25 protein-coding genes, 2 tRNA genes, 1 pseudogene and 1 riboswitch are annotated in these 25,750 nt (G+C 71.8%); of the genes and pseudogenes, 17 read left to right on the top strand and 11 right to left on the bottom strand.

Features of this window, described 5'->3' with window-relative positions; all coding sequences use genetic code 11:
* The first annotated feature begins 51 nt into the window (after positions 1–51).
* On the top strand, positions 52–474 hold the full coding sequence (locus FVQ89_RS07160) for a hypothetical protein (protein ID WP_147901142.1): 423 nt from the start codon (positions 52–54) through the stop codon (positions 472–474).
* A gap of 47 nt (positions 475–521) precedes the next feature.
* On the opposite strand, the gene FVQ89_RS07155 is transcribed toward FVQ89_RS07160, so the two are convergent.
* A tRNA-Arg gene (locus FVQ89_RS07155) sits at positions 522–594 on the bottom strand.
* A gap of 87 nt (positions 595–681) precedes the next feature.
* Here FVQ89_RS07155 and FVQ89_RS07150 point away from each other — a divergent pair.
* The 7 genes from FVQ89_RS07150 (at position 682) to FVQ89_RS07120 (ending at position 4,207) form a co-directional block, all read left to right on the top strand.
* Positions 682–1,122 carry a MarR family winged helix-turn-helix transcriptional regulator gene (locus FVQ89_RS07150; protein ID WP_255513513.1) on the top strand — a complete coding sequence of 147 codons (441 nt, stop codon included), beginning with the start codon at positions 682–684 and terminating at the stop codon, positions 1,120–1,122.
* Positions 1,119–2,345, top strand: a complete 1,227-nt coding sequence (locus FVQ89_RS07145) for an MFS transporter (RefSeq protein ID WP_147901140.1) — start codon at positions 1,119–1,121, stop codon at positions 2,343–2,345. Before FVQ89_RS07150 ends, FVQ89_RS07145 begins: the two co-directional genes overlap by 4 nt.
* 59 nt (positions 2,346–2,404) lie before the next feature.
* Complete coding sequence (gene orn, locus FVQ89_RS07140) at positions 2,405–3,028, top strand: oligoribonuclease (RefSeq protein WP_147901139.1); 624 nt, start codon at positions 2,405–2,407, stop codon at positions 3,026–3,028.
* Positions 3,029–3,054: 26 nt separating this feature from the next.
* Positions 3,055–3,130 (top strand) — tRNA-His (locus FVQ89_RS07135).
* Positions 3,088–3,408 (top strand): ATP-dependent Clp protease adapter ClpS, encoded by a 321-nt coding sequence (gene clpS / locus FVQ89_RS07130; protein WP_370454457.1) that lies wholly within the window; start codon positions 3,088–3,090, stop codon positions 3,406–3,408. Before FVQ89_RS07135 ends, clpS begins: the two co-directional genes overlap by 43 nt.
* Positions 3,405–3,857 (top strand): DUF2017 family protein, encoded by a 453-nt coding sequence (locus tag FVQ89_RS07125; protein WP_147901137.1) that lies wholly within the window; start codon positions 3,405–3,407, stop codon positions 3,855–3,857. The genes clpS and FVQ89_RS07125 overlap by 4 nt, the downstream gene beginning before the upstream one ends.
* Positions 3,854–4,207 (top strand): metallopeptidase family protein, encoded by a 354-nt coding sequence (locus FVQ89_RS07120; protein ID WP_370454450.1) that lies wholly within the window; start codon positions 3,854–3,856, stop codon positions 4,205–4,207. The genes FVQ89_RS07125 and FVQ89_RS07120 overlap by 4 nt, the downstream gene beginning before the upstream one ends.
* A gap of 20 nt (positions 4,208–4,227) precedes the next feature.
* Here FVQ89_RS07120 and FVQ89_RS07115 read toward each other — a convergent pair whose 3' ends face one another.
* Genes FVQ89_RS07115 through FVQ89_RS14585 form a run of 4 tightly spaced genes read right to left on the bottom strand, consistent with a single transcriptional unit; the run spans position 4,228 to position 7,686 of the window.
* Positions 4,228–4,743, bottom strand: coding sequence for an ATP-binding protein (locus FVQ89_RS07115; RefSeq protein WP_255513470.1), 516 nt, complete (start codon positions 4,741–4,743; stop codon positions 4,228–4,230).
* A complete protein-coding gene (locus FVQ89_RS07110; RefSeq protein ID WP_147901136.1) occupies positions 4,740–5,546 on the bottom strand; it encodes an energy-coupling factor transporter transmembrane protein EcfT in 807 nt (268 codons plus the stop codon). Before FVQ89_RS07110 ends, FVQ89_RS07115 begins: the two co-directional genes overlap by 4 nt.
* Entirely contained in the window at positions 5,543–7,039 is a 1,497-nt protein-coding gene (locus FVQ89_RS07105) for an ABC transporter ATP-binding protein (RefSeq protein ID WP_187264943.1), read from the bottom strand. Before FVQ89_RS07105 ends, FVQ89_RS07110 begins: the two co-directional genes overlap by 4 nt.
* Positions 7,040–7,053: 14 nt before the next feature.
* Complete coding sequence (locus FVQ89_RS14585; RefSeq protein WP_147901134.1) at positions 7,054–7,686, bottom strand: ECF transporter S component; 633 nt, start codon at positions 7,684–7,686, stop codon at positions 7,054–7,056.
* A gap of 53 nt (positions 7,687–7,739) precedes the next feature.
* Positions 7,740–7,840: riboswitch (TPP riboswitch) on the bottom strand.
* 83 nt (positions 7,841–7,923) lie between these two features.
* Between FVQ89_RS14585 and FVQ89_RS07095 the strand changes: the two genes are divergently transcribed.
* From FVQ89_RS07095 to FVQ89_RS14695, 3 genes and pseudogenes are all read left to right on the top strand, one after another.
* Complete coding sequence (locus FVQ89_RS07095) at positions 7,924–8,223, top strand: hypothetical protein (RefSeq protein WP_147901133.1); 300 nt, start codon at positions 7,924–7,926, stop codon at positions 8,221–8,223.
* A gap of 82 nt (positions 8,224–8,305) precedes the next feature.
* Positions 8,306–9,022 carry a YidC/Oxa1 family membrane protein insertase gene (locus tag FVQ89_RS07090; protein ID WP_147901132.1) on the top strand — a complete coding sequence of 239 codons (717 nt, stop codon included), beginning with the start codon at positions 8,306–8,308 and terminating at the stop codon, positions 9,020–9,022.
* A pseudogene (locus FVQ89_RS14695) lies at positions 8,977–9,849 on the top strand (hypothetical protein); the annotation flags it as partial. The gene FVQ89_RS07090 and the pseudogene FVQ89_RS14695, both read left to right, overlap by 46 nt.
* Here the strand turns inward: FVQ89_RS14695 and FVQ89_RS07080 are convergent.
* Both FVQ89_RS07080 and nudC read right to left on the bottom strand, forming a co-directional pair.
* Positions 9,800–11,503, bottom strand: a complete 1,704-nt coding sequence (locus tag FVQ89_RS07080; protein ID WP_147901130.1) for an ATP-dependent helicase — start codon at positions 11,501–11,503, stop codon at positions 9,800–9,802. The pseudogene FVQ89_RS14695 and the gene FVQ89_RS07080 sit on opposite strands and share 50 nt — an antisense overlap.
* The gene (gene nudC / locus FVQ89_RS07075; protein ID WP_147901129.1) at positions 11,500–12,471 is read right to left on the bottom strand and encodes an NAD(+) diphosphatase; all 972 of its coding nucleotides are present in this window, start codon (positions 12,469–12,471) and stop codon (positions 11,500–11,502) included. Before nudC ends, FVQ89_RS07080 begins: the two co-directional genes overlap by 4 nt.
* 96 nt (positions 12,472–12,567) lie before the next feature.
* Between nudC and FVQ89_RS07070 the strand changes: the two genes are divergently transcribed.
* Entirely contained in the window at positions 12,568–13,560 is a 993-nt protein-coding gene (locus FVQ89_RS07070; protein WP_147901128.1) for a phosphotransferase, read from the top strand.
* Here the strand turns inward: FVQ89_RS07070 and FVQ89_RS07065 are convergent.
* A complete protein-coding gene (locus tag FVQ89_RS07065) occupies positions 13,557–14,894 on the bottom strand; it encodes an MFS transporter (RefSeq protein ID WP_255513469.1) in 1,338 nt (445 codons plus the stop codon). The genes FVQ89_RS07070 and FVQ89_RS07065 overlap by 4 nt on opposite strands.
* An 86-nt stretch (positions 14,895–14,980) precedes the next feature.
* Here FVQ89_RS07065 and FVQ89_RS07060 point away from each other — a divergent pair, with 86 nt between their 5' ends.
* Complete coding sequence (locus FVQ89_RS07060) at positions 14,981–15,823, top strand: LysR substrate-binding domain-containing protein (protein WP_147901126.1); 843 nt, start codon at positions 14,981–14,983, stop codon at positions 15,821–15,823.
* Here the strand turns inward: FVQ89_RS07060 and FVQ89_RS07055 are convergent.
* Positions 15,820–19,011: an ATP-dependent DNA helicase gene (locus FVQ89_RS07055; protein ID WP_147901125.1), complete on the bottom strand. Its 3,192-nt coding sequence runs from the start codon at positions 19,009–19,011 to the stop codon at positions 15,820–15,822. The genes FVQ89_RS07060 and FVQ89_RS07055 overlap by 4 nt on opposite strands.
* Positions 19,004–22,171, bottom strand: a complete 3,168-nt coding sequence (locus tag FVQ89_RS07050; protein WP_147901124.1) for an ATP-dependent DNA helicase — start codon at positions 22,169–22,171, stop codon at positions 19,004–19,006. Before FVQ89_RS07050 ends, FVQ89_RS07055 begins: the two co-directional genes overlap by 8 nt.
* A gap of 89 nt (positions 22,172–22,260) precedes the next feature.
* Here FVQ89_RS07050 and FVQ89_RS07045 point away from each other — a divergent pair, with 89 nt between their 5' ends.
* Together FVQ89_RS07045 and FVQ89_RS07040 are read left to right on the top strand one after the other, a co-directional pair.
* Positions 22,261–22,485, top strand: coding sequence for a DUF3107 domain-containing protein (locus tag FVQ89_RS07045; protein ID WP_147901123.1), 225 nt, complete (start codon positions 22,261–22,263; stop codon positions 22,483–22,485).
* A 23-nt stretch (positions 22,486–22,508) separates the two neighbouring features.
* Positions 22,509–22,805: a hypothetical protein gene (locus tag FVQ89_RS07040; protein WP_147901122.1), complete on the top strand. Its 297-nt coding sequence runs from the start codon at positions 22,509–22,511 to the stop codon at positions 22,803–22,805.
* Positions 22,806–22,842: 37 nt separating this feature from the next.
* On the opposite strand, the gene FVQ89_RS07035 is transcribed toward FVQ89_RS07040, so the two are convergent.
* Positions 22,843–23,556, bottom strand: a complete 714-nt coding sequence (locus FVQ89_RS07035; protein WP_147901121.1) for a ferritin-like fold-containing protein — start codon at positions 23,554–23,556, stop codon at positions 22,843–22,845.
* A gap of 57 nt (positions 23,557–23,613) precedes the next feature.
* Here FVQ89_RS07035 and FVQ89_RS07030 point away from each other — a divergent pair, with 57 nt between their 5' ends.
* Both FVQ89_RS07030 and FVQ89_RS07025 read left to right on the top strand, forming a co-directional pair.
* Positions 23,614–25,068 (top strand): DEAD/DEAH box helicase, encoded by a 1,455-nt coding sequence (locus FVQ89_RS07030; RefSeq protein ID WP_147901120.1) that lies wholly within the window; start codon positions 23,614–23,616, stop codon positions 25,066–25,068.
* A gap of 59 nt (positions 25,069–25,127) precedes the next feature.
* A complete protein-coding gene (locus FVQ89_RS07025) occupies positions 25,128–25,745 on the top strand; it encodes a hypothetical protein (RefSeq protein ID WP_147901119.1) in 618 nt (205 codons plus the stop codon).
* Positions 25,746–25,750 lie beyond the last annotated feature (5 nt).

Here is a 25,750-nt window from a genome sequence, read left to right as displayed (position 1 = left end):
TCTTGGTGTCACCAATACACTCTTGGTATTGCCAATATATAGGAGGCACCTATGACATCCGAGCGCCCGTTGCCCACCGTGATCGGCCCGACGGAGAATGCCTTGCGCGCGCTTCTGACCAAGACCCTGGCGACGACCACCATCGAGACGTATCCGGCATGGGTGACCCTCAACGCCGCCGCCCGGGCCGACGAATCAGGCCTCCGCGATCGCTGGCGCGTCGCCGTGAGCGATGCCCTCAAGGTCAGCCCCGAGGTCGTCGACGAGGTGATCGCGGCTCTCGCCGCCGAGGGATTGATCGACCTCGATGACACCCTCACTCCTCGCGGCCGTGCCGAGCTCGCGGCAGCGAGATCCGCTGTCGCTGAGACGACCGCGCGCCTCGTCGAGGGCGTGAAGGCGGAGGAACAGGACGTGACGCGTCGCGTGCTCGATCTCGTGCGCGGCAGAGCGGAAGAGCTGCTCTCCGCCTGAGCCGCACAGCGCGCGTCGGGCTGCCGCAAGAAGGAGGTTTGAGGGAGTGCCCTCGGCAGGAATCGAACCTGCGACCAAGAGATTAGAAGGCTCCTGCTCTATCCGCTGAGCTACGAGGGCGCGGTGCTCAGGGTACCCCAGCGGGCCGTGTCCGCCTCCGGCGAAACATACCTAAGTTATATAACTTCGGCATATGATCGAGCGGTGATGCAGACAGACATTCTCGAGTCGCTCCTCGTCTCCACCCACCGGCTCACCCGGCTCGCCGCGCAGACCACCGGCTCCACCGCTCCCGCCGCCCAGTGGCGCACCCTCTCGATCCTCGAGAGCGACGGCCCCATGCGCATCGGCGAGCTCGCCGCCGCGAGCCGGATCACCCAACCCGGCATGACCCGGCTGCTCGCGACGATGGTCGAGCAGGAGCTCGTCACCCGGATCGCCGACCGCGACGACTCGCGCGCGTGGCTCATCGTCGTGAGCACGAAGGGCGCCGCCGCACTCGCCGCGTGGCGGGCTCAGCTGGCCGAGACCCTCACCCCCTGGTTCGACGACCTCACCCCCGAGAACTGGGCGGCTCTCTCGAGCGCCGCCGAGATCCTCACTGCGCACCTCGGCCACGACGCCGCCCGCGTCGGGGTCGCCTCGTGAGCGCATCCGCCGGTTCATCGATCCTGCGCCAGCCCCGCGCCGTCTGGGTCGTCGCGTTCGCGTGCGTCGTCGCGTTCATGGGCATCGGGCTCGTGGATCCGATCCTCCCGGCGATCGCCCACGACCTCGGCGCGACCCCTGCTCAGGCCGAGCTGCTGTTCACCAGCTACCTGCTCGTCACCGGCCTCGCGATGCTCATCACGAGCTGGGTGTCGAGCCGCATCGGGGCCCGCGCCACCCTGCTCATCGGCCTATCGCTCATCGTCGCCGCCGCGCTCGCCGCCGCCGCGTCCGGCACGGTCGAGGCGGTCATCGGATTCCGGGCGGGCTGGGGCCTCGGCAATGCCCTCTTCATCTCCACCGCGCTCGCAACGATCATCGGGGCCGCGAGCGGCGGATCCGGGTCCGCCATCGTGCTGTACGAGGCGGCGCTCGGCGTCGGCATCGCGATCGGACCCCTGCTCGGCGGCTTCCTCGGACATCTCGCCTGGCAGGCGCCATTCGTCGGCACGGCGGTGCTCATGGCGATCGCAGTCGTCGCTCTTGCAGTACTGCTCCCCGCCGATCGGGGACCCCGCGAGCGCCGACGCCTCTCCGACCCCATCCGCGCCCTTCGCAATCCCCCGCTCGCGCTCCTCGCGATAACCGCGCTCTTCTACAACGTCGGTTTCTTCACGCTTCTCGCCTTCAGCCCGTTCCCGCTCGGACTCGATGCGATCGGGCTCGGGCTCGTGTTCTGCGCGTGGGGTGCGGCGCTCGCCATCACGAGCGTCTGGGTGGCACCCCTGCTCACGGCCCGGATGCGCCGGTCCACGGTGCTCGCCGTGACTCTGCAGCTGCTCGCGCTCGACCTCGTCGCGGCCGGGTTCCTCGTCGAGAGCGCCACCGGCCTCATCGCCTGCATCGTCGTAGGCGGTCTGCTGCTCGGAGTGCTCAACACGGTGCTCACCGAGACGGTCATGGACTCCACCGACCTTCCGCGCCCCGTGGCGAGCTCCGCATACTCGTCTGTGCGGTTCCTCGGCGGTGCGGCGGCGCCTCCGCTCGCCGCGCTGCTGGCGGAGATCGCGGGCGACGACGTGCCCTACTTCGCCGCCGCGGGCTCGGTGCTCATCGCCGCAGTGCTCGTGATCGCGGGACGACGCCTTCTCGTGCGTGCGGACGGTGTCGAGGCGACCCCGGAGGCGGAGGCCGAAGCCGTGGTCGTCGGCGACGCGGCCTGACCCCACCCTCCGGCTCGGCATCCGGCGGGTGCCTCACCACCCGCGACTAGAGTTGACGAATGGCCTCCTCACCGGAACTGCTCGTCTGGGTCGACTGCGAGATGACCGGTCTCGATCTGTCGATCGACGAACTGGTCGAGGTCGCGGTGGTCATCACCGACTACGACCTGAACCCGGTCGACCCCGGATTCAGCATCGTGATCAACCCGGATGCGACCGCGCTCGAGCACATGTCGGAGTTCGTGCGCGAGATGCACCAGGCCTCGGGCCTGCTCGAAGAGATCCCCGGCGGCGTGAGCCTCGCCGAGGCCGAGTACGAGGTTCTCGAGTACATTCTGAAGTTCGTGCCCGAGAACGGCACGGCCCCGCTCGCCGGCAACACGATCGGAACCGACCGGGCATTCCTCGCGAAGTACATGCCCCGCGTCGACGCACACCTGCACTACCGGAGCGTCGATGTCTCCTCCATCAAGGAGCTGTCGCGTCGCTGGTTCCCGCGCGTCTACTTCCAGGCGCCGGCGAAGAACGGCGGCCATCGGGCGCTCGCCGACATCCTCGAGTCGATCCGTGAGCTCGACTACTACCGCCGTGTCGCTTTCGTCGCCGACCCGGGCCCGTCGAGCGACACGGCCTCCGCAGCGTCGAAGGAAGCGGTGGCGAAATGGGCCCCGCGGATACCGTAGAATCGTCTGGTTGCGCAAGCAGCATGGCGGTCGTAGCTCAGTTGGTAGAGCGCTGGCTTGTGGTGCCGGATGTCGCGGGTTCGAGTCCCGTCGATCGCCCCACTTCGTCTCCCGTTCAGGAGCACGATCTCGCGGAGCGTCTGCTCCAGCCGTGGGTGCTCATCGTGTGGAACGACCCGATCAATCTCATGAACTACGTGGTCCATGTGTTCCGCCGCCACTTCGGCTACCCCCGCGAGGAGGCCGAGCGCCTCATGCTGCTCGTCCACAACGAGGGCCGCGCGGTGGTCGCCTCCGGACCCCGCGAAGAGATGGAACGTCACGCCCAGGCGATGCACGAGTACGGGCTGCACGCGACGGTCGCGAAGGACGCCGCATGAAGCTCGCGAACGACGGCGAGGGGGTGCGGATCCGCTTCGAAGCGGCGGAGGCCGGTCTGCTCACCGTGCTCGCGCACCAGTTCGCCGACGTGATCCGCGATCCGGAGCTCGACGACGCTCCCCTGCTCGCCCGGCTGTTCCCCGACGCCTACCGCGGCGACGCGGGTGCGTCGGACGAGTTCCGGCGATACACGCGCGACGAACTCGAAGATCGCAAGACGGCCGCCGCGGAGCGGATCGCGCAGACCGCGACGGAGGGCTGGGTCGCACTCGACCACGAGGAGGCGGAGACCTGGGCGCGGAGCCTCACCGACCTGCGGGTGATGGTGGGGACGCGCCTCGGCATCCGGGAGGACGGCGACGAACCGGACGCGGGACCGCTCACCGACGTGTACCACTTCCTCGGAGAGCTGCAGTGGGTGCTCGTGGAGCTGTTGGAGGCGCCGTGAGCCTGCATCTGGATGCCGAGGAGTTCGAGCGCATCGTGATCGACGAGCTCGACGCCCTCCCGGACGAGATGGTCGACGGTCTCGACAACGTCGTCTTCGTGTGCGAGGACCGGCCGGAGGACGGCTCGCTCGACCTGCTCGGGGTGTACGAGGGCACGGCGCTCACCGAACGCGACCGGTACGGCTTCGGCGAACTGCCGGATCGCATCGTGCTGTTCCGCGAGCCGCTGCTGGACATCTGCGCGGACGAAGACGAACTCCGCGACGAGATCCACATCACCCTCGTGCACGAGATCGCGCACTTCTACGGCATCGACGACGAGGAGCTGCACCGGCTCGGCTGGGCCTGACGCCGGGGCCCGACGCCGCCTCAGACCCGGATCACCAGATCCGCGAGTTCGATCGAGCCCTCCTCGCGCGCGAAGCGCTCCTCCTGTGCGGCCCAGCGCTCCCAGTGCGGCGCGAATCCGTCGCCGTCGCGTTCGAGGGCACGACGCCGCCGGTCGTCGTCGTCGCGCTCGATCCACCATGTGTGATCGGCGAGGGGGCGAGACGCCCGCGAGATGGCACCGCATCCTTCGACGATGAGCGAGCCGTCGCGCGGCACGGATGCGGCAGGGCCCGGAACGTTGGCCGCCCAGTCCCAGCGCGTCCAGCGGCCGTCACGCACGATCCCCGGCACGGCGGCAGCTCCCGCCGCGAGGCCGTCCCATCCGGGATAGACCGCGTCGAGCGACACGAGCTGGGCGCCGGTCGCCGAGGCGAGACTCCGCGCGAGAACCGTCTTGCCTGCCCCCGAGCGTCCATCGAGGAGCAGCACCCAGTCATGGCCCGTCGCCGCGAGTCGCTCGACAAACGGCGCGGGATCGACCTCACGAACCGTCATCTGCCGGGCCCCAGGATCGGATGGAACGCCCCCGTGACCACCGACGCCGTGAGCGACGCCGCCGCGATCGCGACTCCGATCGCCACGAGGCCCCACTCGGCAGCCCCGAAGCGGGCCGCGCGGGCGGAGGTGCGGGGCGCTGTGCCCCCGAAGGCGCGCGCCTCCATCGCCGTAGCGAGGCTGCCTCCGCGGCGGAGCGCGAGCACGAGCAGGGCGAACGCGACGGAGCCGAGGAAGCGCATGCGTCCGAGGAATCCCCCGGCATCACCCACCCCGCGTGCACGGCGTGCGAGCACGAGAGCCCGCCAGTCCTCGACCAGCAGACCCACCAGCCGGAACGCGGCGAGAGCGCCCAGCACGAACCGCGCCGGCAGCCGCCAGGTCTGGATGAGCCCGTCGGCGAGATCGGTCGGGTCGACCGTGGCGACGAGCAGCACGGCGGGCAGGCCGATCGCGAGCACCCGAAGCCCGGCCGACGCGGCGAGCTGAAGCGACCCGTCGCTGATCGTGGCGAGCAGGAAGGTCGCGTACACCTCGCCCGACGGTGCGCCGTAGAGGGCGATCGTGAGCGCCGTGAGCGGTGCCGCGACGAGCAGCGGGGTGAGGCGCACGAAGAGCGCCCGTGCGGGCACGCCGGCAAAGGGCACGAGGAGAAGCTCCAGCGCGAGGGCGACGGCACCGGAGACCGGATCGATCGTGATGAGGAGCGCGATGCCGAGCGCGGCCGAGGCGGCCACCTTCGCGACGGGGTTGATGCGGTGCACGAGACGGTCGCCCGTGACCGGTGCGAGGAGGGTGCTCATCCGGTCGCTCCCGCGGAGACCGGGGCATGAAGCGCCACGCGGCGGGCGTCGAGCGCGCGCACGAGCGCGTCGTCGTGCGTGACGACCACCACCGCTCGGCCGGCATCCCGCTGCTCGGCGAGCAGCGCCACGAGCTCGCGCCATGTGCGGGCGTCCTGCCCGAAGGTCGGCTCGTCGAGCACGAGCACGTGTGGGGCGGTCGCGAGGACGGTCGCGACCGAGAGTCGCCGCTTCTCGCCGCCCGACAGCGAGAACGGGTGGGCGCGCGCGAGCCGATCCAGGCGTAGCCGGTCGAGCAGCCCGTCGATGGGCGCCGCGCTCTCGTCGGGCGTCTGCCCGAGCGCGCGCGGTCCGAGTTCGAGCTCCGCGCGCACCGTGGATGCGAGGAACTGGTGATCGGGGCTCTGGAAGACGAAGCCGATACGCGTGAGCAGCTCGCGCGAGCGCCACGCCGCCGGATCGGGGTCCGCACCCGCGGCGAGGCCCGCATCCGCGCGCACCGTTCCCGACACGGGCGCGAGCAGCCCCGCGAGGGTCAACGCCAGGGTCGACTTGCCGGCGCCGTTCGGCCCCGTGATCGCGACCACCTCACCCGCGTGGAGCTCGAGACGGATGTCGGAGGCGACAGGTTCCGCACCGCTCGGCTGCCGCCGGCGGCGACGTACCCGCGTGCCCACACGCCCGACGGCGAGCGCCCCGGCGCGCAGCATCCGCTCGCCCGGAACGGGAGCCGCATGAACGGGCATCGCTTCGGCGGTTCCCGGCAGCCACACGCCCGCGTCCTCGAGCACACCACGCGCCGCCTCGACGACCTCCGCCGGCGATCCGTCGGCGATGACGCCATCGGGTCCGAGCACGACCACGCGGGTGACGTGCGGCCACCACGCCTCCACGCGATGCTCGACCACGACGAGCGTGCAGCCCGCGGTCGTCGCCATCACGGCGTCCACGACCTCTGCCACCCCATCCGGATCGAGGTTCGCCGTCGGCTCGTCGAGCAGCAGCAGGCGCGGGCGCATCGCGAGCACGCCCGCGAGCGCCAGCCGCTGCTTCTGCCCGCCCGACAGTGCGGTCGTCGGATGCGCGTGCGGCAGGCGGAGTCCGACCGCATCGAGCGCAGCCGGCACCCGCCTGGCGATCTCGTCCGGCGCGACCCCGAGGTTCTCGAGCCCGAACGCGACGTCATCCCCCAGCCGCGCGAGCACGGCCTGGGTGTCCGGATCCTGGAGGACGAGCCCCGCGACCCCTCGCGTCTCGGCGGCGGGCGTGCCGTCGATGAGCAGCTCGCCGCTCTGCTCGCCCTCCTCCGCGCCGCCGAGGATCCCGGCGAGACCGTGCACGAGGGTCGACTTGCCCGCCCCGGATGCGCCGAGCAGCAGCACGCGCTCCCCCGGCTCGATCACGAGGTCGAGGCCCGCGACGGCGGGAGCGCGGCGTCCGGCGTGACGCCAGCCCCAGTCGCGGGCCTCGACCCGCGCTCCCGTCGTCGTCATGGAGTTCCGCCCGCTCAGACGAGTTCGCCGCGCTCGCGTCCCGCGGCGAAGCGTCCGAGCACGCCGGTGGCGGCGAGTGCGCGGACGAGCAGCCAGCTGAGGAGTCCGGCGAGCACGATGCCCGTCACGATCGACGAGACCGTGTAGATCACCGCGAATTCGGTCGTGAGTCCCGCCGCGTACCAGACCACGAGGTCGTTGACCGCCATCGCGAGACCGGCACCCGCACCCGCCAGGAGCGCGGCGCCCAGGCCCCATCGGCGGTAGAGGAACAGGGCGAAGACGAGCTCGGCACCCAGGCCCTGCACGAGGCCCGCCTCGATCGTCCACCAGCCCCACTCGTTGGGAACGATGATGACGCTCACGGTCGCGGCGACGAGTTCGGTGAAGAGCGCCGCCCCGGGCTTGCGCACGATGAGGCCGCCGAGCACACCGGGCAGCAGCCAGATGCCCGCGAGGAGTGCGCTGAGCCCAGGAAGCACAGCGCCGAGGGCGTCGCGCAGCGGCGAACCCGCCGTGTTCCAGAGAATGAAGACGAGGCCGAGCGCCACCCCGAGAACGCTCGCGACGACGATGTCGACGACCCGCCAGCGGCGGCTCGGGACGGTGCGGGTGGATGCCGCGGATGCGGCGGACTGCGTGGTCACTATCGTGCCCTTTCGTTGGAGGAAAGTGCACGGGTGGGCGACCGCGGATGCGGCCGAACCCCGAGATGCCTCCCTGCGCCGGCATGATCCGGATCAGGTTCGACGGTCGAAGCTTGATGAGCTTCCTCTCAGCCCGGCACACCGGACTCCCGTGTTCGTCCACGAGTGTACGCGCCCCGTATTCCTCCCGCGCGCCCCGGCCTCCCTGCCGGATGACTCCCGCCGTAGGATCGACGCGTGACCGAGTCGTACGCCGCGCTGCTGCACGCGGTCGGCGTCGTGCTCGCGACGCTCGGGTTCGAGGGCCCCGCGGTCCTCCTCGTCACGCTCGGCGCGACCGCCCTCGTCGGCGCGATGGGCGCCGCGCTCGTCGCTCTCGTGCGGCTCGTGCTCGCCGCCCGGCCGCGGATTCTCGCGGTCGGCTCGCGCGACCGACGACACGCGGTGCAACTCGGGCATCTCCCGGATGCCGCGCACCCGGACGCGCGCGGTCACATCCGCTCCCGGGCGCCGGGCCTGCTCCTGCCGGCCGCCTGACCCGGGATCCGCACCCGCGCTCCCGCTCCCGTCGGGCGGCCAGACGCTGACGTCTGTCCGCATCCGACCCAGGAGCACACCCATGAACCCCTTCGATCTGCCCCCTCTCGCCGCCCTTCTCGAGGCCGCCGCATCCGCCCTCACGGCGCTGTCCGCCGTCGTCACCCCGGCCGGCGCCATCGTCGTCGTCACGATCCTCGTCCGTGCTGTGCTGATTCCCGTCGGCGTCTCCGTCGCGAAGGCCGCTCGCGGTCGACGACGGCTCGCCCCGAAGCTGGCGGAGCTGCAGCGGCGGTACCGCCGTGATCCGCAGCGACTGCAGAAGGCCACGCTCGAGCTGTATGCCGCCGAGAAGGCCTCGCCGTTCGCCGGATGCCTGCCGATGCTCGCGCAAGCGCCGGTGCTCGCGCTCGTCTATGCGCTGTTCGCCTCGGCCACGATCGGCGGGGCCCCGAACCACCTGCTGGAGGCGACGTTCCTCGGCGTCGGCCTCGGGCGCCATCTGGGCGACCTCGCGGGTGGCGTGCTGCCCGGCGATATCGCGTTCCTCGTCATCCTCGTGGTGCTGGGTGTCGCGGCCTGGCTCGGGCGCCGGCTGACGCTGCGTGACGCCGTGGCGCCGCCGACGGGAGGACCGTCCGCCGGCGCCCTGCTCGACCCGCGAGGCGCGCTCAGCTGGACACCCTTCCTCGTGCTCATCGGCGCGGCAGTCGTCCCCCTTGCGGCGGGAATCTACCTCGCCGTGTCGGGGGTATGGACATGCGTCGAGCGGCATGTGCTGCGCGCCGTGTACGCGTGAGCTGTGGAGAACCCGCCGCACCGACGCTCGCCCTTCGGCAGGGTGGGCGGATGGTCCTCCGACTCGACCCCGCCATCCCCCTCGTCTGGCGGGATCCGCAGACCGTGCAGCTGGGGGTGGATCCCGTGGCGTGCGTCGTCCCCGACGTCGGACCCGGTGTCGAACGGCTGCTCGGGGTGCTCATCGCCGGCGTCTCGGAGTCGGGGTACTCGATGCTCGCCGAGAGCTTCGGAGTCGGGCCGGGGGCAGCCGAGCGGCTGCGCGAGCGGCTGCGTCCGGCGATGCTGCCCGCGCCGACCCCGCCCGGCGCGGCCGCGCCCGACGTCGGCCGAGCCGTCGTCCTCGGCGGATCTCCGCTCGCCTACGCGATCACGCGCCTCCTCGACGCGTCCGGACATCGCGCGTCAGGCGACGACTCCGCGGATGCGGCCGTGCTCGTCGCCGACCGCGTGCTTCTCCCCTCGGATCACCGGCCCTGGCTGCAGCGCGACATCCCGCACCTCGCGGTCGTCGCATCGGACTCGACGGTCACCGTCGGACCGTTCGTCGAGCCCGGCACGACCGCCTGCATCCACTGCCACGACCTCCACCGCCGCGACGCGGACCCGGCATGGGTAGCCATCGCGACGCAGCTCGTCACCGCCCCTCCCCCGGCGCGGCATCCCCTGCGTGACGCCGCGGCGGCCTGGCACGCGGCACGGCTCGTGATCGAACGACTCAGCGGCGCCGTGCGCACGGATGCCGTCGAACTGCGGATCGCGAGCGACGGCGCCCAGCTCAGCGAGAGCCGCGTCGCCCCCCACCCGGACTGCCGGTGCGCAGCTCCGCCAGAAAGCGACTGGGCTCCCGCGGACGACCCCGAAGCCCTTCGGCCGACCACGACAGCGAGAGCGACAGCCGGGCGCGCGTGAGCCCCACGTAGAGCAGTCGCCGTTCCTCATCCACCGCTTCGAGCCCCTTGGCGTGCGAGATCGGGAGCAGGCCCTCGCTGAGGCCCATGAGGTGCACGTGGTCCCACTCGAGGCCCTTGGCGCTGTGCAGGGTCGCGAGCACCACCGCCTGCACGGTCGGCTCGTGCTGGGCACGCTGGCGATCCTGCAGCTCGGCGACGAACGATGCGAGGGTCGTGCCGTCGGCCGCCTGGTCAGCCAGCTCGACGAGCGCGCCCAGCGCCTCCCACCGCTCGCGTACGGCTCCCTGCCCCGCGGGCGGGTCGACGGTCCAGCCGATACCGCGCGCGACGTCGGCCACCGTCTCGTACATCGGCAGCTCCGGCCCGGTGCGCGCGAGGCTCGTGAGCTCCAGCACGGCACGCTTCACGGCATCGAGGTCGAAGAAGCGGGTGCCACCGAGCTGACGGGATCCGATGCCGCGTTCGGCGAACGCGACCTCGAGGGCTGCCGCCTGCGCGTTCACGCGGAACAGCACGGCGATCTGCTCGGGTCGTGTGCCCGCCGCGATCCGCTCGGCCACGGCATCCGCGATCCCGGCGGCCTCCTCGGCGTCGGTGCCCCAGCGCGTCACCTCGGGGGGATCGATCTTCCCGGGCCGCGCGGGCCGCAGCTCGAGGGCACCCGGCCGGTCGCGCATGAGGCGGTTGGCGGCCTGCAGCACCCCCGGTGTCGAGCGGTAGTTCGTCTCGAGCCGCACGACGCGCGCATCCGGGTGCCGGGCCGGGAACCCCAGCAGGTAGTCGGACGACGCGCCCGCGAACGAGTAGATCGTCTGCGATGCATCGCCCACGACGCACACATCGGTGCGCGGACCGAGCCACAGCTCCAGCAGTTCGTGCTGGATGGGCGAGACGTCCTGATACTCATCGACCACGAAGAATCGGTACTGCTCGCGCACCTGATCGGCGACCCACGGCTCCGCGTCGATCATGCCGGCCGTGACGAGCAGGACATCCTCGAAGTCGAGCTGCCGCCGCTCGTCCTTCAGGTCTTCGTAGCGCTGCTGCAACTCGATCACCTGATCGAGGTCGAGACCGTTCGGCAGTGCCCGCGTGCGTGCGATGCGCGCGTACTCGTCGAGCCCGATCCGGCGGACCTTGCGCCACTCGATCTCGGAGGCGAGGTCGCGCAGCACCGCAGTGTCGACGCGGATCCGTAGCGACTCGGCGGCCTGCCCGAGCATCCGCCCCTTGCCGGGCAGGATCTCGGGGGTGCGGCCGCCGATCAGCTGCGGCCAGAAGAACCCCAGCTGGGCGAGGGCAGCGGCGTGGAAGGTGCGAGCCGCGACGCCCGCCGCACCGAGGCTCCGCAACCGGGTGCGCATCTCCCCCGCCGCACGCGTGGTGAAGGTGAGCGCCATGACGCGATCCGGTGCGTAGACACCCGTCGCCACGCCGTGCGCGATCCGGTGCGTGAGCGCGCGGGTCTTCCCCGTGCCCGCACCCGCCAGGATGCACACGGGGCCGAGCAGGGTCTCGGCGGCCTGTCGCTGCTGCTCGTCGAGCCCCTCGAGGAGGTCCGTGCTCACCAGTCCACCCTGTCGGCGAGCACGCCGCCATGCCAGTCGTCGATGATCGCTCGCGCAATCGACGTGGGGCCGGGAAGCGTCACCTCGCCCGACGCGGCAGCTGCGGTGAGCTCGTCGCGGGTGAACCACCTCAGCTCGCGCAGCTCGGTGCCGTCCGGGCGCGGCTCGGTCGAAGTGCCCTCCGCGATCCGCGCCTCGAACCCCAGCATGAGCGACGCGGGGAACGGCCACGGCTGGCTGCCCCGGTACTCGGGGTCGGTCACCACGACACCGGCCTCTTCGTAGATCTCGCGGACGACCGCCGCCTCGAGCGACTCCCCCGGCTCGACGAATCCCGCCAGCAGCGAAAAGCGGTTCTCGCCCCACGCCACGTTCGCCCCGAGCAGGATCCGGTCGGCGTCGTCGAGCACCGCCACGATCACCGCGGGGTCGGTGCGCGGGTAGTGCTCGCGCCCGGTGTCCGGGTCGACGCGCACCCAGCCCGCCTGGGCGGTGCCGAGCGACCGGCCCGTGACGGGTGAATAGGCGGATGTCGCGTGCCAATTGGCGAGCGCGAGCGCCTGCGTGAAGAGGCCCGCATCCCGTGGGTCGAGCACCGACCCGACGGCGCGCAGGTCGAGCCAGGAACCCTCCAGCTGTTCGGCGCGCTCTTGATCGACGACGAGCGAGAGCACGGCGCCACCCGCGGGCAAGTCGGCGCCGTCGCTGCGCGCGCGACCGAGGAAGACGAGCTCGTCGGGATCGAGGTCTCCGAGGTCGTCGGGGGCGAGCAGCGCGAGGCGCTCGGGGGAAGCCCCGAGAGCGCGTCCCGCGTGCAGCACGACCACCCGAGTGCGGGGATCCTCGAGCAGCTCGGCTGGTCCCGTCACCCGGGCGAGGTAGTCGCGGTCGAGGTCGGATCGAGACAGCGCCGGTGCGATCGGGGGTCGCCGGGCGGGACGCTCGTCGCCTGCGGCGGTTCCGCTCATCCGCACCTCATCCGGGTTCTTCGTGCCCGCCGCGAGAACGCCGGATCGGGCGTGGCGTGCCGCGTGGCCGGGACGGGACGGACCTACCCTGTCGCCATGGCCAGATCCCCCCTCACTCTAGCGGCGCTCGCGTCGTCGGCTGTGCCCGAGCTCGACCTCGTCGGGGTCTCCCGGCACGGCTCGGCGGGCCGGGGGGACTACGACGCGGCGATCCTCACGGGACGCGACGGGCGCACCTGGGTGATCCGCGTCCCGCGCTCCGAACGCGCGGAGCAGGAGCAGTCGGCCGACCTCGTCGCCCTGCGCGCTCTGAGCCAGGGGGTGCGCGCACGTCTACCCTTCGCCGTCACCCAGTTCGCGGGCCAGGCTCCGGTCGACGGCACCCGTGCGATCGTCTCCGAGTTCGTGCCGGGGGCGGCGGTCACGCTCGGCGCGATCGATGTCGAGCTCGCGGACTCGATCGGCCAGGCGATCGCGGCGATCCACGCGCTCCCGACGAGCCTCGTCACCGATGCAGGGCTCCCCACGCACAGCGCGTCGGAGGCGCACCGCGGCGCGATCAGCCTCGTGGGCCGCGCCCTCGAGACGGGTCTCGTCCCGGCAGCCCTCGCCCGCCGATGGCAGCAGGCCTGCGACGACGCAGGACTCTGGCAGTACACGCCGACCGTGATCAACGGGGGCCTCGCGGCGTCGTCGTTCCTCGCATCCGCAGGCGCGGTCACGGGCATCCTCGGATGGCAGGGCCTCGCGGTGGGCGACCCCGCGCGCGACCTGTCGTGGGTGCTCGGAGCGCGGAGCGAGGCCATCGCGGATTCCGCGTTCGCGGCGTACACCCGTGCCCGCGGCGGCGTCGACCGACGCCTGCGTCAGCGCGCTCTGCTGCTCTCGGAGCTCGACGTGGCCCGGTGGCTCATGCACGGCACCGAGACGCGATCGACCGAGATCGTCGACGACGCCGTGCAGATGCTCTCGCGCCTGGTCGACGACGTGCTCGGCGAGGCGGCCGACCCGATCGGACCGCACACCCTGCCGGTGCTCGCGGTCGACGAGGTCGAAGCGCTCCTCGACCGTACCGAGCGCGTCTCCTAGCCGAGCGCCTCGCGGCGCACGATCCGCAGCATCCGGCGCGGCGTGCTCAGGTCGACGCGGATGCGCAGCTCACGCCGGTGCGCGAGCACGATCGCGACGACGAGCGCGGCCAGCGCGGGTACCGATCCCGCGATGAAGAACGCCCAACGGCCCCCGAGGTTCTCGGCGATGGCGCCCATCACGACCCCGCCGAGGGCCTGCCCGCCCATGAGCACCATGATGTAGAGCGAGACGACCCGCCCGCGGATCGCGGGATTCGTCGAGAGCTGGGTCAGCGCCTCGGCGCTCATCGCGAAGAGCAAGCGGGTGACCCCGATCCCGACGAGGGCCGAGAGGAAGAGCGGATACCAGCCGTCCCACGCGGCGAACGCCGTCACCGAACCGTAGAGCCCGGCGAACATCACGACGTCACGCAGCCGCAGGGTGCGGCGGCGCGACGACAGGAACGCGCCGACGAACGCACCCAGTGCGCAGAGCGAGCTGTAGAGACCGTAGCCCGCGGCGCCGGTGCCGTAGACCTGGTCGGCGGCCGAGGTGAGGAGCACCGGGAGGTTCATGCCGAACACCGCGACGGTGCCGAGCAGGATGAGCGACCAGACGATCGCGGGCTTCCGGCCCACGTACCGCAGCGCCTCACGGATCTGCCCGCGCGACCGCGGCTGCCGGGGCGCGTGCACGAGTTCGTGCCCGCGCATGAGCACGAGCGCGAGAGCCGCGACGGCGGTCGTGACGGAGTTGATGGCGATCGACCAACCGGATCCGACGACGGCGATGAGGGCGCCGCTGATCGCGGGGCCGAGCAGACCCCCGAGGTGGAACGTGGTCGCGTTGAGGCTGATCGCGCCCCGGAGACGGTGGATGCCGACCATCTCGGAGACGAACGCGGATCGGCTCGGCCCCTCGATCGCGATCGCGACGCCCGTGATCGCCGCGCTCAGGAGCACCTGCCAGGCGACGACTACTCCGGTGAGCACGAGCACCGCGAGCACCCCCGTCGTGAGTGTGCTGAGAAGCTGCGTGGCGAACATCACCCAGCGCCGAGGGAGGCGATCCGAAAGTACGCCCGCCCATACGCCGAGCAGCAGGACCGGCGCGAACTGGAACGCGACCGCGAGACCGACGAGCGCGACATCGCCCGTGAGCTCGAGCACGAGCCAGTCGATCGCGACCCGCGCCATCCAGCCGCCGGTCGAACCGAGCGCGAGCGAGGCGAGATAGAGCCGGTAGTTGTGCACGGCGAGCGCGCCGAAGCTCTCGCGCCAGGTGGGACGGCGGTCGAAGGTGGGGATGGGTTCGGTCAGCGGGGCGTACTCGGGGGCCGGCGACGGTGACACGACTTCGAGGCTATGGTGATCCCGTTCATTGCGCCGCGTTATCGTGGCTATAACTACCATTCGATTTGCCTATGCAAGGAGGCGCGATGTTCGATCCCGTCCTGTTGCGCACCTTCGTGGCCGTCGCCGACACCCTGAGTTTCACGCGCGCGGCGGAGCTCCTCGGGCTCAGCCAGCCCACCGTGAGCCAGCAGGTGCGCAAGCTCGAGTCGGCGGCGGGCCGGGTGCTCGTCGCGCGCGACACCCGCGCGGTGCGCCTCACCGACAACGGCGACGCGATGCTCGGATTCGCCCGCAGCATCCTTGCGGCGCACGACGAGGCGGCGGCGTACTTCCTCGGCTCGGCCATGCGGGGGCGGCTGCGCTTCGGCGCCGCCGACGACCTGGCCCTCACCCACGTGCCGCAGGTGCTGCGCGACTTCCGGCAGCTGTATCCGCAGATCAACCTCGAGCTGACCGTCGGGCAGAGCGGTCCGCTCGCGCGCCGACTCGCGGCCGGCCAGCTCGACCTCGTGTACGTCAAACAGGAGACGGATCACTCGGAGGGGCGGCGCGTGCGTCGCGAACGGCTCGTGTGGGTGGCGCACCGATCCCTCCGGCTCGACCCTGACGCGCCCGTGCCGTTGATCGTCTACCAGGCGCCGAGCTTCTCGCGGGATGCCGCCATCCACGCGCTCGAAGCGGAGGGGCGCACCTGGCGGATCACGTGCAACGTGCGCGAGGTCAACGGTGTACTGACCGCCCTCCGCGCAGGCATCGGGGTTGCTGTGTTCCCGCGGGTGCTCATCCCGGACGACCTCGTGGAGGTCACGGGGACCTTCGAGTTGCCGCGGCTCGGCGAGGTGGACTTCAGCCTGCTCGCGAACCCGCGATCCGCGCGCGAGCCGGTCGACGCGCTCGCCAACGCGATCCACGCCACAGCGCGTTAGGCACCGAACGCGGCGCGCCAGCGCGCGATGAGCTCTTCCTCTGTGTCGATGTGCGGCGGGCGGATGACCCGGTCGTCGGCCACGAAGTAGAACGCCCCGTCGATGAGAGCCGGATCGATGCCCGCCCATCGCGCGTAGGCGAGACGGTAGAGCGCGAGCTGCAGCTGCTTGCGTTCGAGGTCGGCGTCGTCGCGCGGCGCCTTGCCGGTCTTCCAGTCGACCACCTCGAAGCGCTCGCCCTCCTGGTACACCGCGTCGATCTTGCAGATCACGATGCGGCCGTCGAAGGGGAGGTGGATCTCGCGCTCCACCTCGACCGGGCGCCGGCTCGCCCACGGCGATCGTTCGAAGATCTGCTGCAGCTCGGCGAACCGTTCCGCCTCGACGAGATCTCCCGCGTCGTCGAGCTCGAAGGCGTCGGCGTCCAGCTCATCGGATCCGCCCGCACGGCCGTAGCGCTCCTCCACCCACGCATGGAACAGGGTGCCGAGCCGGGTGGCACGGTACGGACGCTCGGGCATCGGGCGGCGCAGCGACTCGGCCACGTCATCCGGCGCGCTGACGTAGTCGCTGAAGGCGGATGCGGGGATGCGCGCGGGCAGCGGAACCGCGCCACTGCGCTCCCGGCGCCGGGCGCGCTCCTCGAGCAGCAGCTCCGCCTCGCGCGCCCAGGGGCCGCTCAACCCGGGCTCGGCGGCGCGCACGGCGGCCGCGGCCGCACGCACCGCGGCGGTCCGCGAGCCGAACGGGTCGTTCGGCCAGACCGTCATCTCGGCTTCGGCGCCCTCCGGCGGCTCGTCGGCCCTCGGCGCCTCGGGCGGTGGCGCGATGACGCCGGCACGTCCGAGTTCGACGAGGAACGCACTCGGCGTGCGAGGGCGCGTCTGTCCCGCCCAGAACGACCCGGAGACGAGCAGTCGATCGCGGGCACGGGTGACGGCCACGTACGCGAGCCGCCGCTCCTCCGACCGCGAATGCTCGCGCACCCGATCGCGGAAGCGCTCCACTTCGTCCTTGTACGCCTTGCGGGTGTCGACGGCACCGAGATCGAACGAAGGCAGGTGGAGGTGATCGCCGCGCTCGGTCCAGGGGAAGCGCCCGAAGCCCAGCCAGCCGCCGTAGCCCTCGATGGGTCGCGCGGGCAATTCGTCTTCCACCCAGCGCGGCACCGCGACCAGATCCCACTCGAGACCCTTCGCACCGTGGATCGTCAGCACCTGCACCATGCCCGGCTGCGGATCCTCGGGGCGCGGAGTGAGGTCTTCGCGCTGCTCCGCCTCGCGCAGCCACGAGAGGAATCCCCCGAGGCTCGCGGCCTCGGCGATCGCGAGATAGCCGGACAGCGCATCGAGCAGGGCGTCGAGGTTGGCCTCCCCCGCGGTGCGCGTCTCGTTGGCGGCGATCTCGATGTCGAGCTGCAGTTCGTGCGCGACCAGCACGACGAGGTCGGGAAGTTCGAGCCCCGCGCGTGCACGCAGCCGATCGAACATCGCCGCAGCGGATCGCAGCCGCACGAGCCCCTCGGCACTGAACCCCTCGAGGGCCCGGTGCCCCTCGGCCGCGCGACCGACGAACTCCAGGGCGTCGACGATCGATCCGCCCTCGTCTCCCGCGACGGATGCGCGGATGCGCTCCTGCACCTCGTCCGAGAGGATCCCGCTCTCCGCAACGTCGTGGCGGCCGAGCCAACTCGACACCCCGCGGAGCGCGTCGAGGTCGGCGACGCCGATCCGCCAGCGCGCACCCGAGAGCAGGCGGAGCAGCTCGAGCCCCGCATCCGGGTCGTCGAGCACCCGCAGTGCGCTCACGAGGTCGGCGATCTCGGGCTCGGCGAGCAGGCCGCCCACACCGAGCACGTGGTACGGAACCCCGGCGCGTCGGAGCGCCGCGAGGAAGTGCCCCTGTGTACGCCGAGCGCGCAGGAGCAGAGCAGCCGAGGCATCCCGCCCGGCGTCGGCGCGAGCGCGGCCCAGCCTGTCGCGGAACCACGCGGCAACCGCCTCGGCCTCGTCGGCGAGGGTCTCCGTGTAGATCGAATCGACCTCGTAGCTGCTTGCGCCGGGCCGGGCGACGAGCGTGGGGACGTCGGTGTCGTCGCCGGAGGTGACGAGCGCGTTGGCGGCGTCGAGGATCCGCGTGCCGTTGCGCCAGCTCGTCGCGAGGGTGAAGCGATCGGCGGGCGCGCCGTCGCGGCGGCGGAACCGCTCGCGGAACTCCCGCAGATTCGCGGCGCTCGCCCCACGCCATCCGTAGATCGACTGGTTCGGGTCGCCGACGGCCGTCACCGCGGAACCTGCGAAGAGCTCGGCGAGCAGTTGCGTCTGCACGACCGAGGTGTCCTGGTACTCGTCGAGCAGCACCACCCGGATGCGTGCGCGCAGCTCCTCCCCCGCAGCAGGACGCGCGCGTACCGCCTCGAGCGCGAGCACGACCTGGTCGGCGTAGTCGACCGCGCCGCGCCGCCGCTTCGCCTCGTCGTACTCGGCGGCGAGGTCGACCAGCAGATCGAGCAGCGCGACGTCCTCCATCTGCGAGAGCACGGATGCGTACTCGGCGCGGCCACCGAGCGGCAGCTCCGTGAACCGGGCGAACGCGTGACCCACCGCGCGCACGCGCTCCGGGTCGGCCGCGTTGTCGGCCACTCCGCGCGCGATCTGCAGAGTCGCCTCCACGACAGCGTCGAGGCGCTTGTCGAGCTCCTCGAGCCGCTCGTCTCCCGAGCGCACGACGACGTTCCGTGCCAACTGCCACGCGGCGGCCTCCCCGAGCACCACACCGTCGCCGTCTCGGCCGAGCACGAGCGCATTGTCGCGGAAGACCGCGCTCGCGAAGGAGTTGTAGGTGGAGATCTCCGGACTATCGAAGAGGTCGTGGTCGTCGGGCGCGAGACCGGCCGCATGCAGCTCACCGAGACGGGTGCGGATGCGCTCGGCAAGCTCTCCCGCCGCTTTGCGCGTGAAGGTGAGACCGAGCACCTCGGCGGGCTTCACGTGCCCGTTCGCGACGAGCCACAGCACCCGGTTCGCCATCGTCTCGGTCTTGCCGGACCCGGCACCGGCGACGACGAGCGCCGGTTCCGCCGGATCGGCCTCGATGACAGCCTGCTGCTCGGGCGTCGGATAACGCACCGCTTCGCCGCGCACCTCGGCGAGCGCCTCCGCGATCCGCCGGGCGTCGATCTCAGTCATGCGTCACCTCCGGAACACGCGGCAGGAGCGAGTCGGGGTCGGTGCGTCCACGGAACTCGCGCGCCTCGCGCGGGCCGTCGAAGCTCGCGGCGGCCATGAGAGCCGCCGCGGCAGCCAGACGCTCGCGGAAGGCGTCGAGCGCATCGTCGTCGAGCACCACCTGAACACCCTCGCGGTAGAGCTTCCCGCGCACACCCGACTTCACGAACACGAGCTTCGCGCCACCCGCGCGATGCTCTCCGTGCGGCTCGAGGAAGGGATCGAGCACGCCGTCGCGGTAGGCGAGCTGGTAGCTCGCGAGCTGCGGATGCGCGGCGATCACCGCCGCCGAGGTCTCGGGGTTGCCGGTCTTGAGGTCGACGATCACGACCTCCCCGCCGGGGGCGAGCTCGACGCGATCGATGCTGCCAGAGGCGACGACGCCCTCCGCGATCGGCAGGGTGAATCGCCCCTCGGCCGCGACGAGCGTCTTCCCGTCGCGGTCGAAGTCGCCGAGGTACTCCGCCAGCGCCCGGATGAGGCCCAGCGTCGCGCGCCGCTGGAACGCCGAGATCCATTCGGCGTCGAAGGGCAGCTCGGGCCAGCGCTCCTCGACTCGCGCCCACAGCGCGTCGACGTCGTGGCCGTCCGCCGTCTCCATCGCCCAGTGGACGATCGTGCCGAGATTCATCGCGATCGACGCGCGGCCACCTGCGAGTCGGCTCACCGCCCAGTCGAGCGGCGACTCCTCGAGGTTCGCGAGCTGTGAGGGCGAGACCCGCACCTCGTTGCCGGCGAAGAGCGGCTCGTCGGTGCTCGGCTCGGCGAGGCCGAGCCATCCGCTCGGGTCGGCGCCCGGCAGCCCCTCCACGGCGAGGGTCGCGAGGGTGGATGCGGCGTCGCGTCGCCGCGCGGGTGCTGCCGCCGGATCGGCGAGCTCACGGCGCAGGCGACCGGTGAGTCCCCGCAGCGTGAGCGGTGCCGGCTGCGCCGATGCGATCGGCACGGCATCCGGCGCGAGCGAGAACAGCACGCTCGCCGTCTCGTCGTCGTTGTCGACGGCGGCGAGCACGACACGATCGGACGCGCGCGACACGGCGAGCGCGAACATGCGCAACTCGTCGTCGAGCACGAGCTTGCGCTCGTCGATCGCGTCGGCATCGCGATGCTCGAGCACCCGGACGAGCCTCTGCGGCGCAAGCAACGACCCGCGGGGACGCAGGTTCGGCCAAGCACCGTCCTGCAGGGAGGCGACGACGACCGTACGGAACTCGAGGCCGACGAGTGCCGAGGGCGTCGCGACGACGACGGCATCGTCGGCACGAGGAGGCGCAAGCAGGTCGTCGGCGATGTCGGAGTCGAGCACGTGCTCGAGGAACTCGAGCGCCCCCTCGGTGGGGCGATGCTCGACGAATCGCTTCGCGGCCGAGAACAGGGCCACCACGCCATCGAGATCACGGTTGGCCTCGGACGCCTCGATCCCGGAACCGAGGGCCGCCCGCCTCCAACGCTCCCCGACACCGCTCTTCTCCCACACGGTCCAGAGCAGCTCTTCGACGGTCGAATCGGATGCCATTCCGCGCAGCAGATGCAAGGTCTCGGCCACCCGCGCCGCCCGGCGGGCCGCACGCCCCTCGATGGTCGCGAAGCGCCCGGGCTCGGCGAGCGCCTCGGCCACGAGCTCGGCGCCCGGGCGGATGCCGCCCCCGGCGAGTTCCTCGTGCCGGAGCGCGAGCCGCAACCGTCGGAGCCCCAGCGGATCGAGCCCGCCGAAGGGCCCGATGAGCAGCTCGGCCGCGGTCTCAGGATCGAGCTCGCGACGCCCGATGCCGACCTCGACGAACGCGAGAAGGGCGCGCGGCGCGAGGTCGTCGCGCAACGGCGTGCCGCGTCCGGTGGCGCGCGTCGGCACCTCGGCGCGAGCGAGCGCGCGCGCCAGCTCGGGGATCTGAGCACCCGACCGCACGACGACGGCGAGCCGGTTCCACGGCACTCCGCTCAGCAGATGCTCTTCGCGCAGCACCCGGGCGATCGCCGCGGCATGGCGAGCGGGCGTCGTCGCGCGGATCGAGGCGATCGGCGGACGGGCGACATCGGGCTCGCGAGACGGCTCGGCTACGGCTCGCCCACCCGTCGACGTCGTCGACGTCGGGGTCGCAACGCTCGCCCGCCGCTGCGGACCCGCCGCCGCAGTGCCGATGCGCTCGACCACACGCCCGACGAGCGCGCGCAGCTCGGCGCCGCCGCGATGCACCGTCTCGAGCACGAGCGGGGCCGTCGCATTGCGGCCGAGGGCGGTCGCGAATCGCCCCACGGCATCCGCCTCGCCACCCCGGAACGCGTTCGCAGCGACGTCCGGATCACCGAACGCGATCACCTGCACCCCGCGGTCCACAAGCGCGCGCAACACCGCCATCGTCGACTCCGTGGCCTCCTGCAGATCGTCGACCACCACGAGCCGCAGCCGCGCGACCCGATCGTCGTCGCCGCCCTCGCGGATCGCCCGCACGGCGAAGCGGACGAACTCGGCCGCGTCGAACTGATCCGGGCGGTTGGATGCCTGCAGCGCCTGGTATTCGCGCCAGAACTCCGCGGCTGCCACCCACTCGGGCCGCCCCGCCTCGCGCGCGAGCCGCGCGACGTCGTCCGGGGTCGCGCCGTACTCGGTGGCTCGCGCCATCAACTCGCGCAGCTCACTGCGGAACCCGCGCAGTTCTCGCACCGCGGGCGAGAGCGGATCCGGCCAGTTCGGCCCCGAGCCGTCGGCCACATGCCCCTCGAGGTATGCAGCGATATCCGCGTCGAGCTCCGTGCCGGTCAGCAGCCGAGGAGCGGGTCGCCCCGCGAGACGTGCCGCGGCGCCCGCGAGCTCGAACGCCAACGAGGGCACCGTGCGCGCGAGCGGGCCGTCGGTCGGGACCGCGATGCGACGCGCGAGACGATCGCGCAGGAGCGTGGCGGCCGCACGCGACGGTGCGAGCACGAGCAGCTGCTCGGGCGTCCAGCCCCGCGAGATGCGATCCGCGACGAGCTCGACGATCGTCGTCGTCTTGCCCGAACCCGGTGCGCCGAGCACCGCGGCGGACGCGCCGTCGGGCAGCGCGAGCACCGCGGCCTGCGACGGATCGAGCGCCACCGGGGCGACCGCGTCCACGGCGTCGACGACGAATCGGGCACTCATGCGGCTACCGTATCGGGCGCCTCGGACAGCGTTTCCGCCCACAGTGAACCGGCCCGGATGCGCCCCGCGGCATCATCTACGCTCATCACGTGGACATTCGCATCGGGATCGCCAACACCGCCCGCGAGCTCGCCTTCGAGACCTCGCAGACCGCCGCCGACGTCGAGAAGGCCGTCGAGAAGGCGCTCGGTGAGGGCACGGGATTCCTCAAACTGAACGACGACAAGGGCAAGGTGTACCTCGTGCCCGTGCAGAGCCTCGCCTACGTCGAGGTCGGCGGCGACACCGCGCGCCGCGTGGGCTTCGTCGCCTGAGCGCTCTCGCCTAGGATCCTCCCGTGGAGATCGTCTTCGTCACCGTCATCGGCGCGGGTCTCGGTGGCCTGATCCGCTACCTCATCCCCGGGCGCCAGAACTACGGCATCGCACTGCTTCCCGCGATCGGTGCTGCCGCCGCTGTTGCCGTGTGGGCACTGCTCGTGTGGCTCGGATGGCCGTTCGACGGCGGATGGATCTGGACGGTCTCGATCACCGCGGCGACCGCCGCCTCCGTGATCGTCGCCCTCGCACTGCCGCGCGCACGCGACGCGGCCGACGCGCACCGACTGCACGAGCTCACTGGCGGTCGGCTCTAGCCCGATCTTCGCGCTCGACGCGCGCCGCGTCAGGCCGTCAGGCCGTCAGGCCCAGCGCATCCATCCGACGCGTGTGGGTCGCGATCAACTCGGTGAACACCGGATCGACCCGCTCGTCCACGACCGGCGACGGATGCTGCGCGATCGCCGAACGCGCGACGAGCATCGTGTCGCCTACGAGACGCCTGCCCCACATGGCAAGGCGCGAGGCGATCCGCGGGTCCTCCTCGATCGCCCGGCGCAGCTCCTCCACGAGCACGGTCTCTGCCGCGTCGCGCTGCAGGATCGTCGCGGCCCGGTCGTCGAGCTCGTCCGGAAGGCCCGAGGCGAGCCCCGCGAAGAAGTCGAGCAGGAAGCCGTTGGTGAGGTAGCAGGTCACGAGGATCTCGTGCCAGTCGGCACCGCGGGTGCGCCGCTGGAACTCGTCGAGCTCGCGCCGGAACGGCTCCATCTCGGCCACGGGGTCGTCGTGCATGCGCTGCAGTTCGCCGACCAGTTCCTCGTGCATCCGCAGCATCTCGGACGCGGCACGCGCGAGGCGGGTCTTCGCGTCCGTCGTCGGAGCGGTCGTCACGGCGCGCCCGAGGTTCTCGAACAGCACGATCGTCAGGTAGGCCGTCTGGCCCAGGAAGCGCTCCGGTGTGGGCGTCAGGTCGCGCAACTCGACGCGCGCGACGGCGACGGCATCGGATCGCGGGGCGACGCGGAGGGTGCCGGGACGCTGGCGCGAGCGACGACCGAACCAAGCCACCGGCCCAGTGTATGCGAGCCCGGTAGACTGGGCTCTCCACTACCAGACAGGTATTCCTTGACTTTCCGCGATCTCAACATCGACGACGACATCGTCGCCGCCCTCGAGGCGAAGGGCATCGTCGACCCGTTCCCCATCCAGACGCAGACGATCCCGCTGGGTCTCGCCAAGCAAGACATCATCGGCCAGGCGAAGACCGGCACCGGCAAGACCTTCGGGTTCGGTCTTCCCGTCATCCAGGCGCTCGGCGCCGACCCCGGTCCCGGCGTGAAGGCGCTCATCGTGGTGCCCACGCGCGAACTGTGCGTGCAGGTGGCCGAAGACCTCGAGTTGGCGGCGTCCAACCGCCCCACCCAGGTCGCCGCGATCTACGGCGGCAAGGCCTACGAGGGCCAGGTCGAGCAGCTGAAGGCCGGTGCCCAGATCGTCGTGGGCACCCCTGGGCGCCTCCTCGACCTCGCCGGGCAGCGGCTGCTCTCCCTCAAAGAGGTGCAGGTGATGGTGCTCGACGAGGCCGACAAGATGCTCGACCTCGGCTTCCTGCCGGACGTCGAGAAGCTCTTCGCGCAGACCCCGCCCACACGGCACACGATGCTCTTCTCGGCCACCATGCCCGGCCCGGTCGTCGCCCTCGCGCGGCGTTTCATGAACCGGCCGATCCACATCCGCGCGAACGACCCCGACGAGGGGCTCACGCAGGCGAACATCAAGCACGTCATCTACCGGGCGCACTCGCTCGACAAGGACGAGGTGATCTCGCGCATCCTGCAGGCGGAGGGTCGGGGCAAGACCGTGATCTTCACCCGCACGAAGCGTGCGGCCGCGAAGCTCGTCGAAGAGCTGAACGACCGCGGATTCAACGCGGGCGCCGTGCACGGCGACATGAGCCAGGAGGCGCGCGAGCGCTCGATGGCCGCGTTCAAGGCCGGCAAGAAGGACATCCTGATCGCGACGGATGTGGCCGCGCGCGGCATCGACGTCAACGACGTGACGCACGTGATCAACCACACCGTGCCGGACGACCCGGACACCTACCTGCACCGCGCCGGACGTACCGGTCGCGCGGGCAAGACCGGCATCGCGGTCACCTTCGTCGACTGGGACGACCTGCACAAGTGGGGCCTCATCAACCGCGGACTCGACTTTGGGATCCCAGAGCCCACCGAGACCTACTCGTCGTCGCCGCACCTCTACGCGGATCTCAACATCCCGGAGGGCACGAAGGGGCGGCTGCGTCCGCCGTCGGCTCCCGCGAGCTCGCCTCGCGACGGGCAGCGCAGCGGATCGGGATCCGGATCGGGGTCGGGCAACCGCTCTCGGAACCGCACCCGCACCCGCAGCGGCGGCAGCAGCGCCACAGCTGAAGCGCCGCGCGCCTCGGACGGCGCCGGCACGCACGACGGCAAGGGCAGCGAGCACCACGACGGCAACGCCTCCCCGGCGAAGCGTCGGCGCCGTCGTCGCCGCAGCTCCGGATCGGCGGGAACGCCGACCCCGCCGCCCGCGGGCTGAGCTTCCCGATCGGAGCGCGCGCAGCGATACTGGACCTCACCCCTGCGCGAGGAGGTCCGATGCCCCGGCTCCTGCGTTGGGTGCGCGCCGCGACGGTGGTCACCGCCGCCGCCGTGCTCGTCGCCTGCGCACCGACGACTGCTCCCCCCGACGACGCGGAGACACCCCTCCCCCGTGATCTGCGGCTGGCGTTCGCGTGCCTCGCCGACCACTCGCCGTGGGAGCTCGACCTCGACGACGCGGTGCACGAGCGCGCCGACGTGGCCTCGGCATCCGGAACCGCCGTGCTCGGCACCGCCACCCGCGGCCGGGCCACGATGTCGTTCGGCGCAGACGACGACCCCGCCTGGAGCTTCCACGCGATCGGGGTGATGCTCGAGGTGCGCTACGGCGACGGCGCTCTCGAGCGGGCGATGCTCGACGGCGACCTCGACGCCCGATACGACCTGGAGGAGTCGGGTCCCGGAGTGCTGCTGCTCGTTCGACCCGACGGCGGGTTATCGAACACGACGGCTGCACGTGGCGCAGACGGCACCCCCGCCGACCCGCACCTCCCTGCGATCACCCTGCCCTGGGACGGGGATGCCGTCGTCGACATCGCATGCACCGAGCACAAGCTCGTCATCTCGGTGCCCGGGGGCTCACCGGCATCCTGGGAGTTCCTCCCCGCGAGTTGACGCCG

Source organism: Homoserinibacter sp. GY 40078, assembly GCF_008017545.1.
In the GTDB taxonomy this organism is placed as follows: Bacteria; Actinomycetota; Actinomycetes; order Actinomycetales; family Microbacteriaceae; genus Homoserinibacter.
Note: the sequence above shows the minus strand (reverse complement) of the source record. Positions and strands in the feature narration are given on the sequence as shown.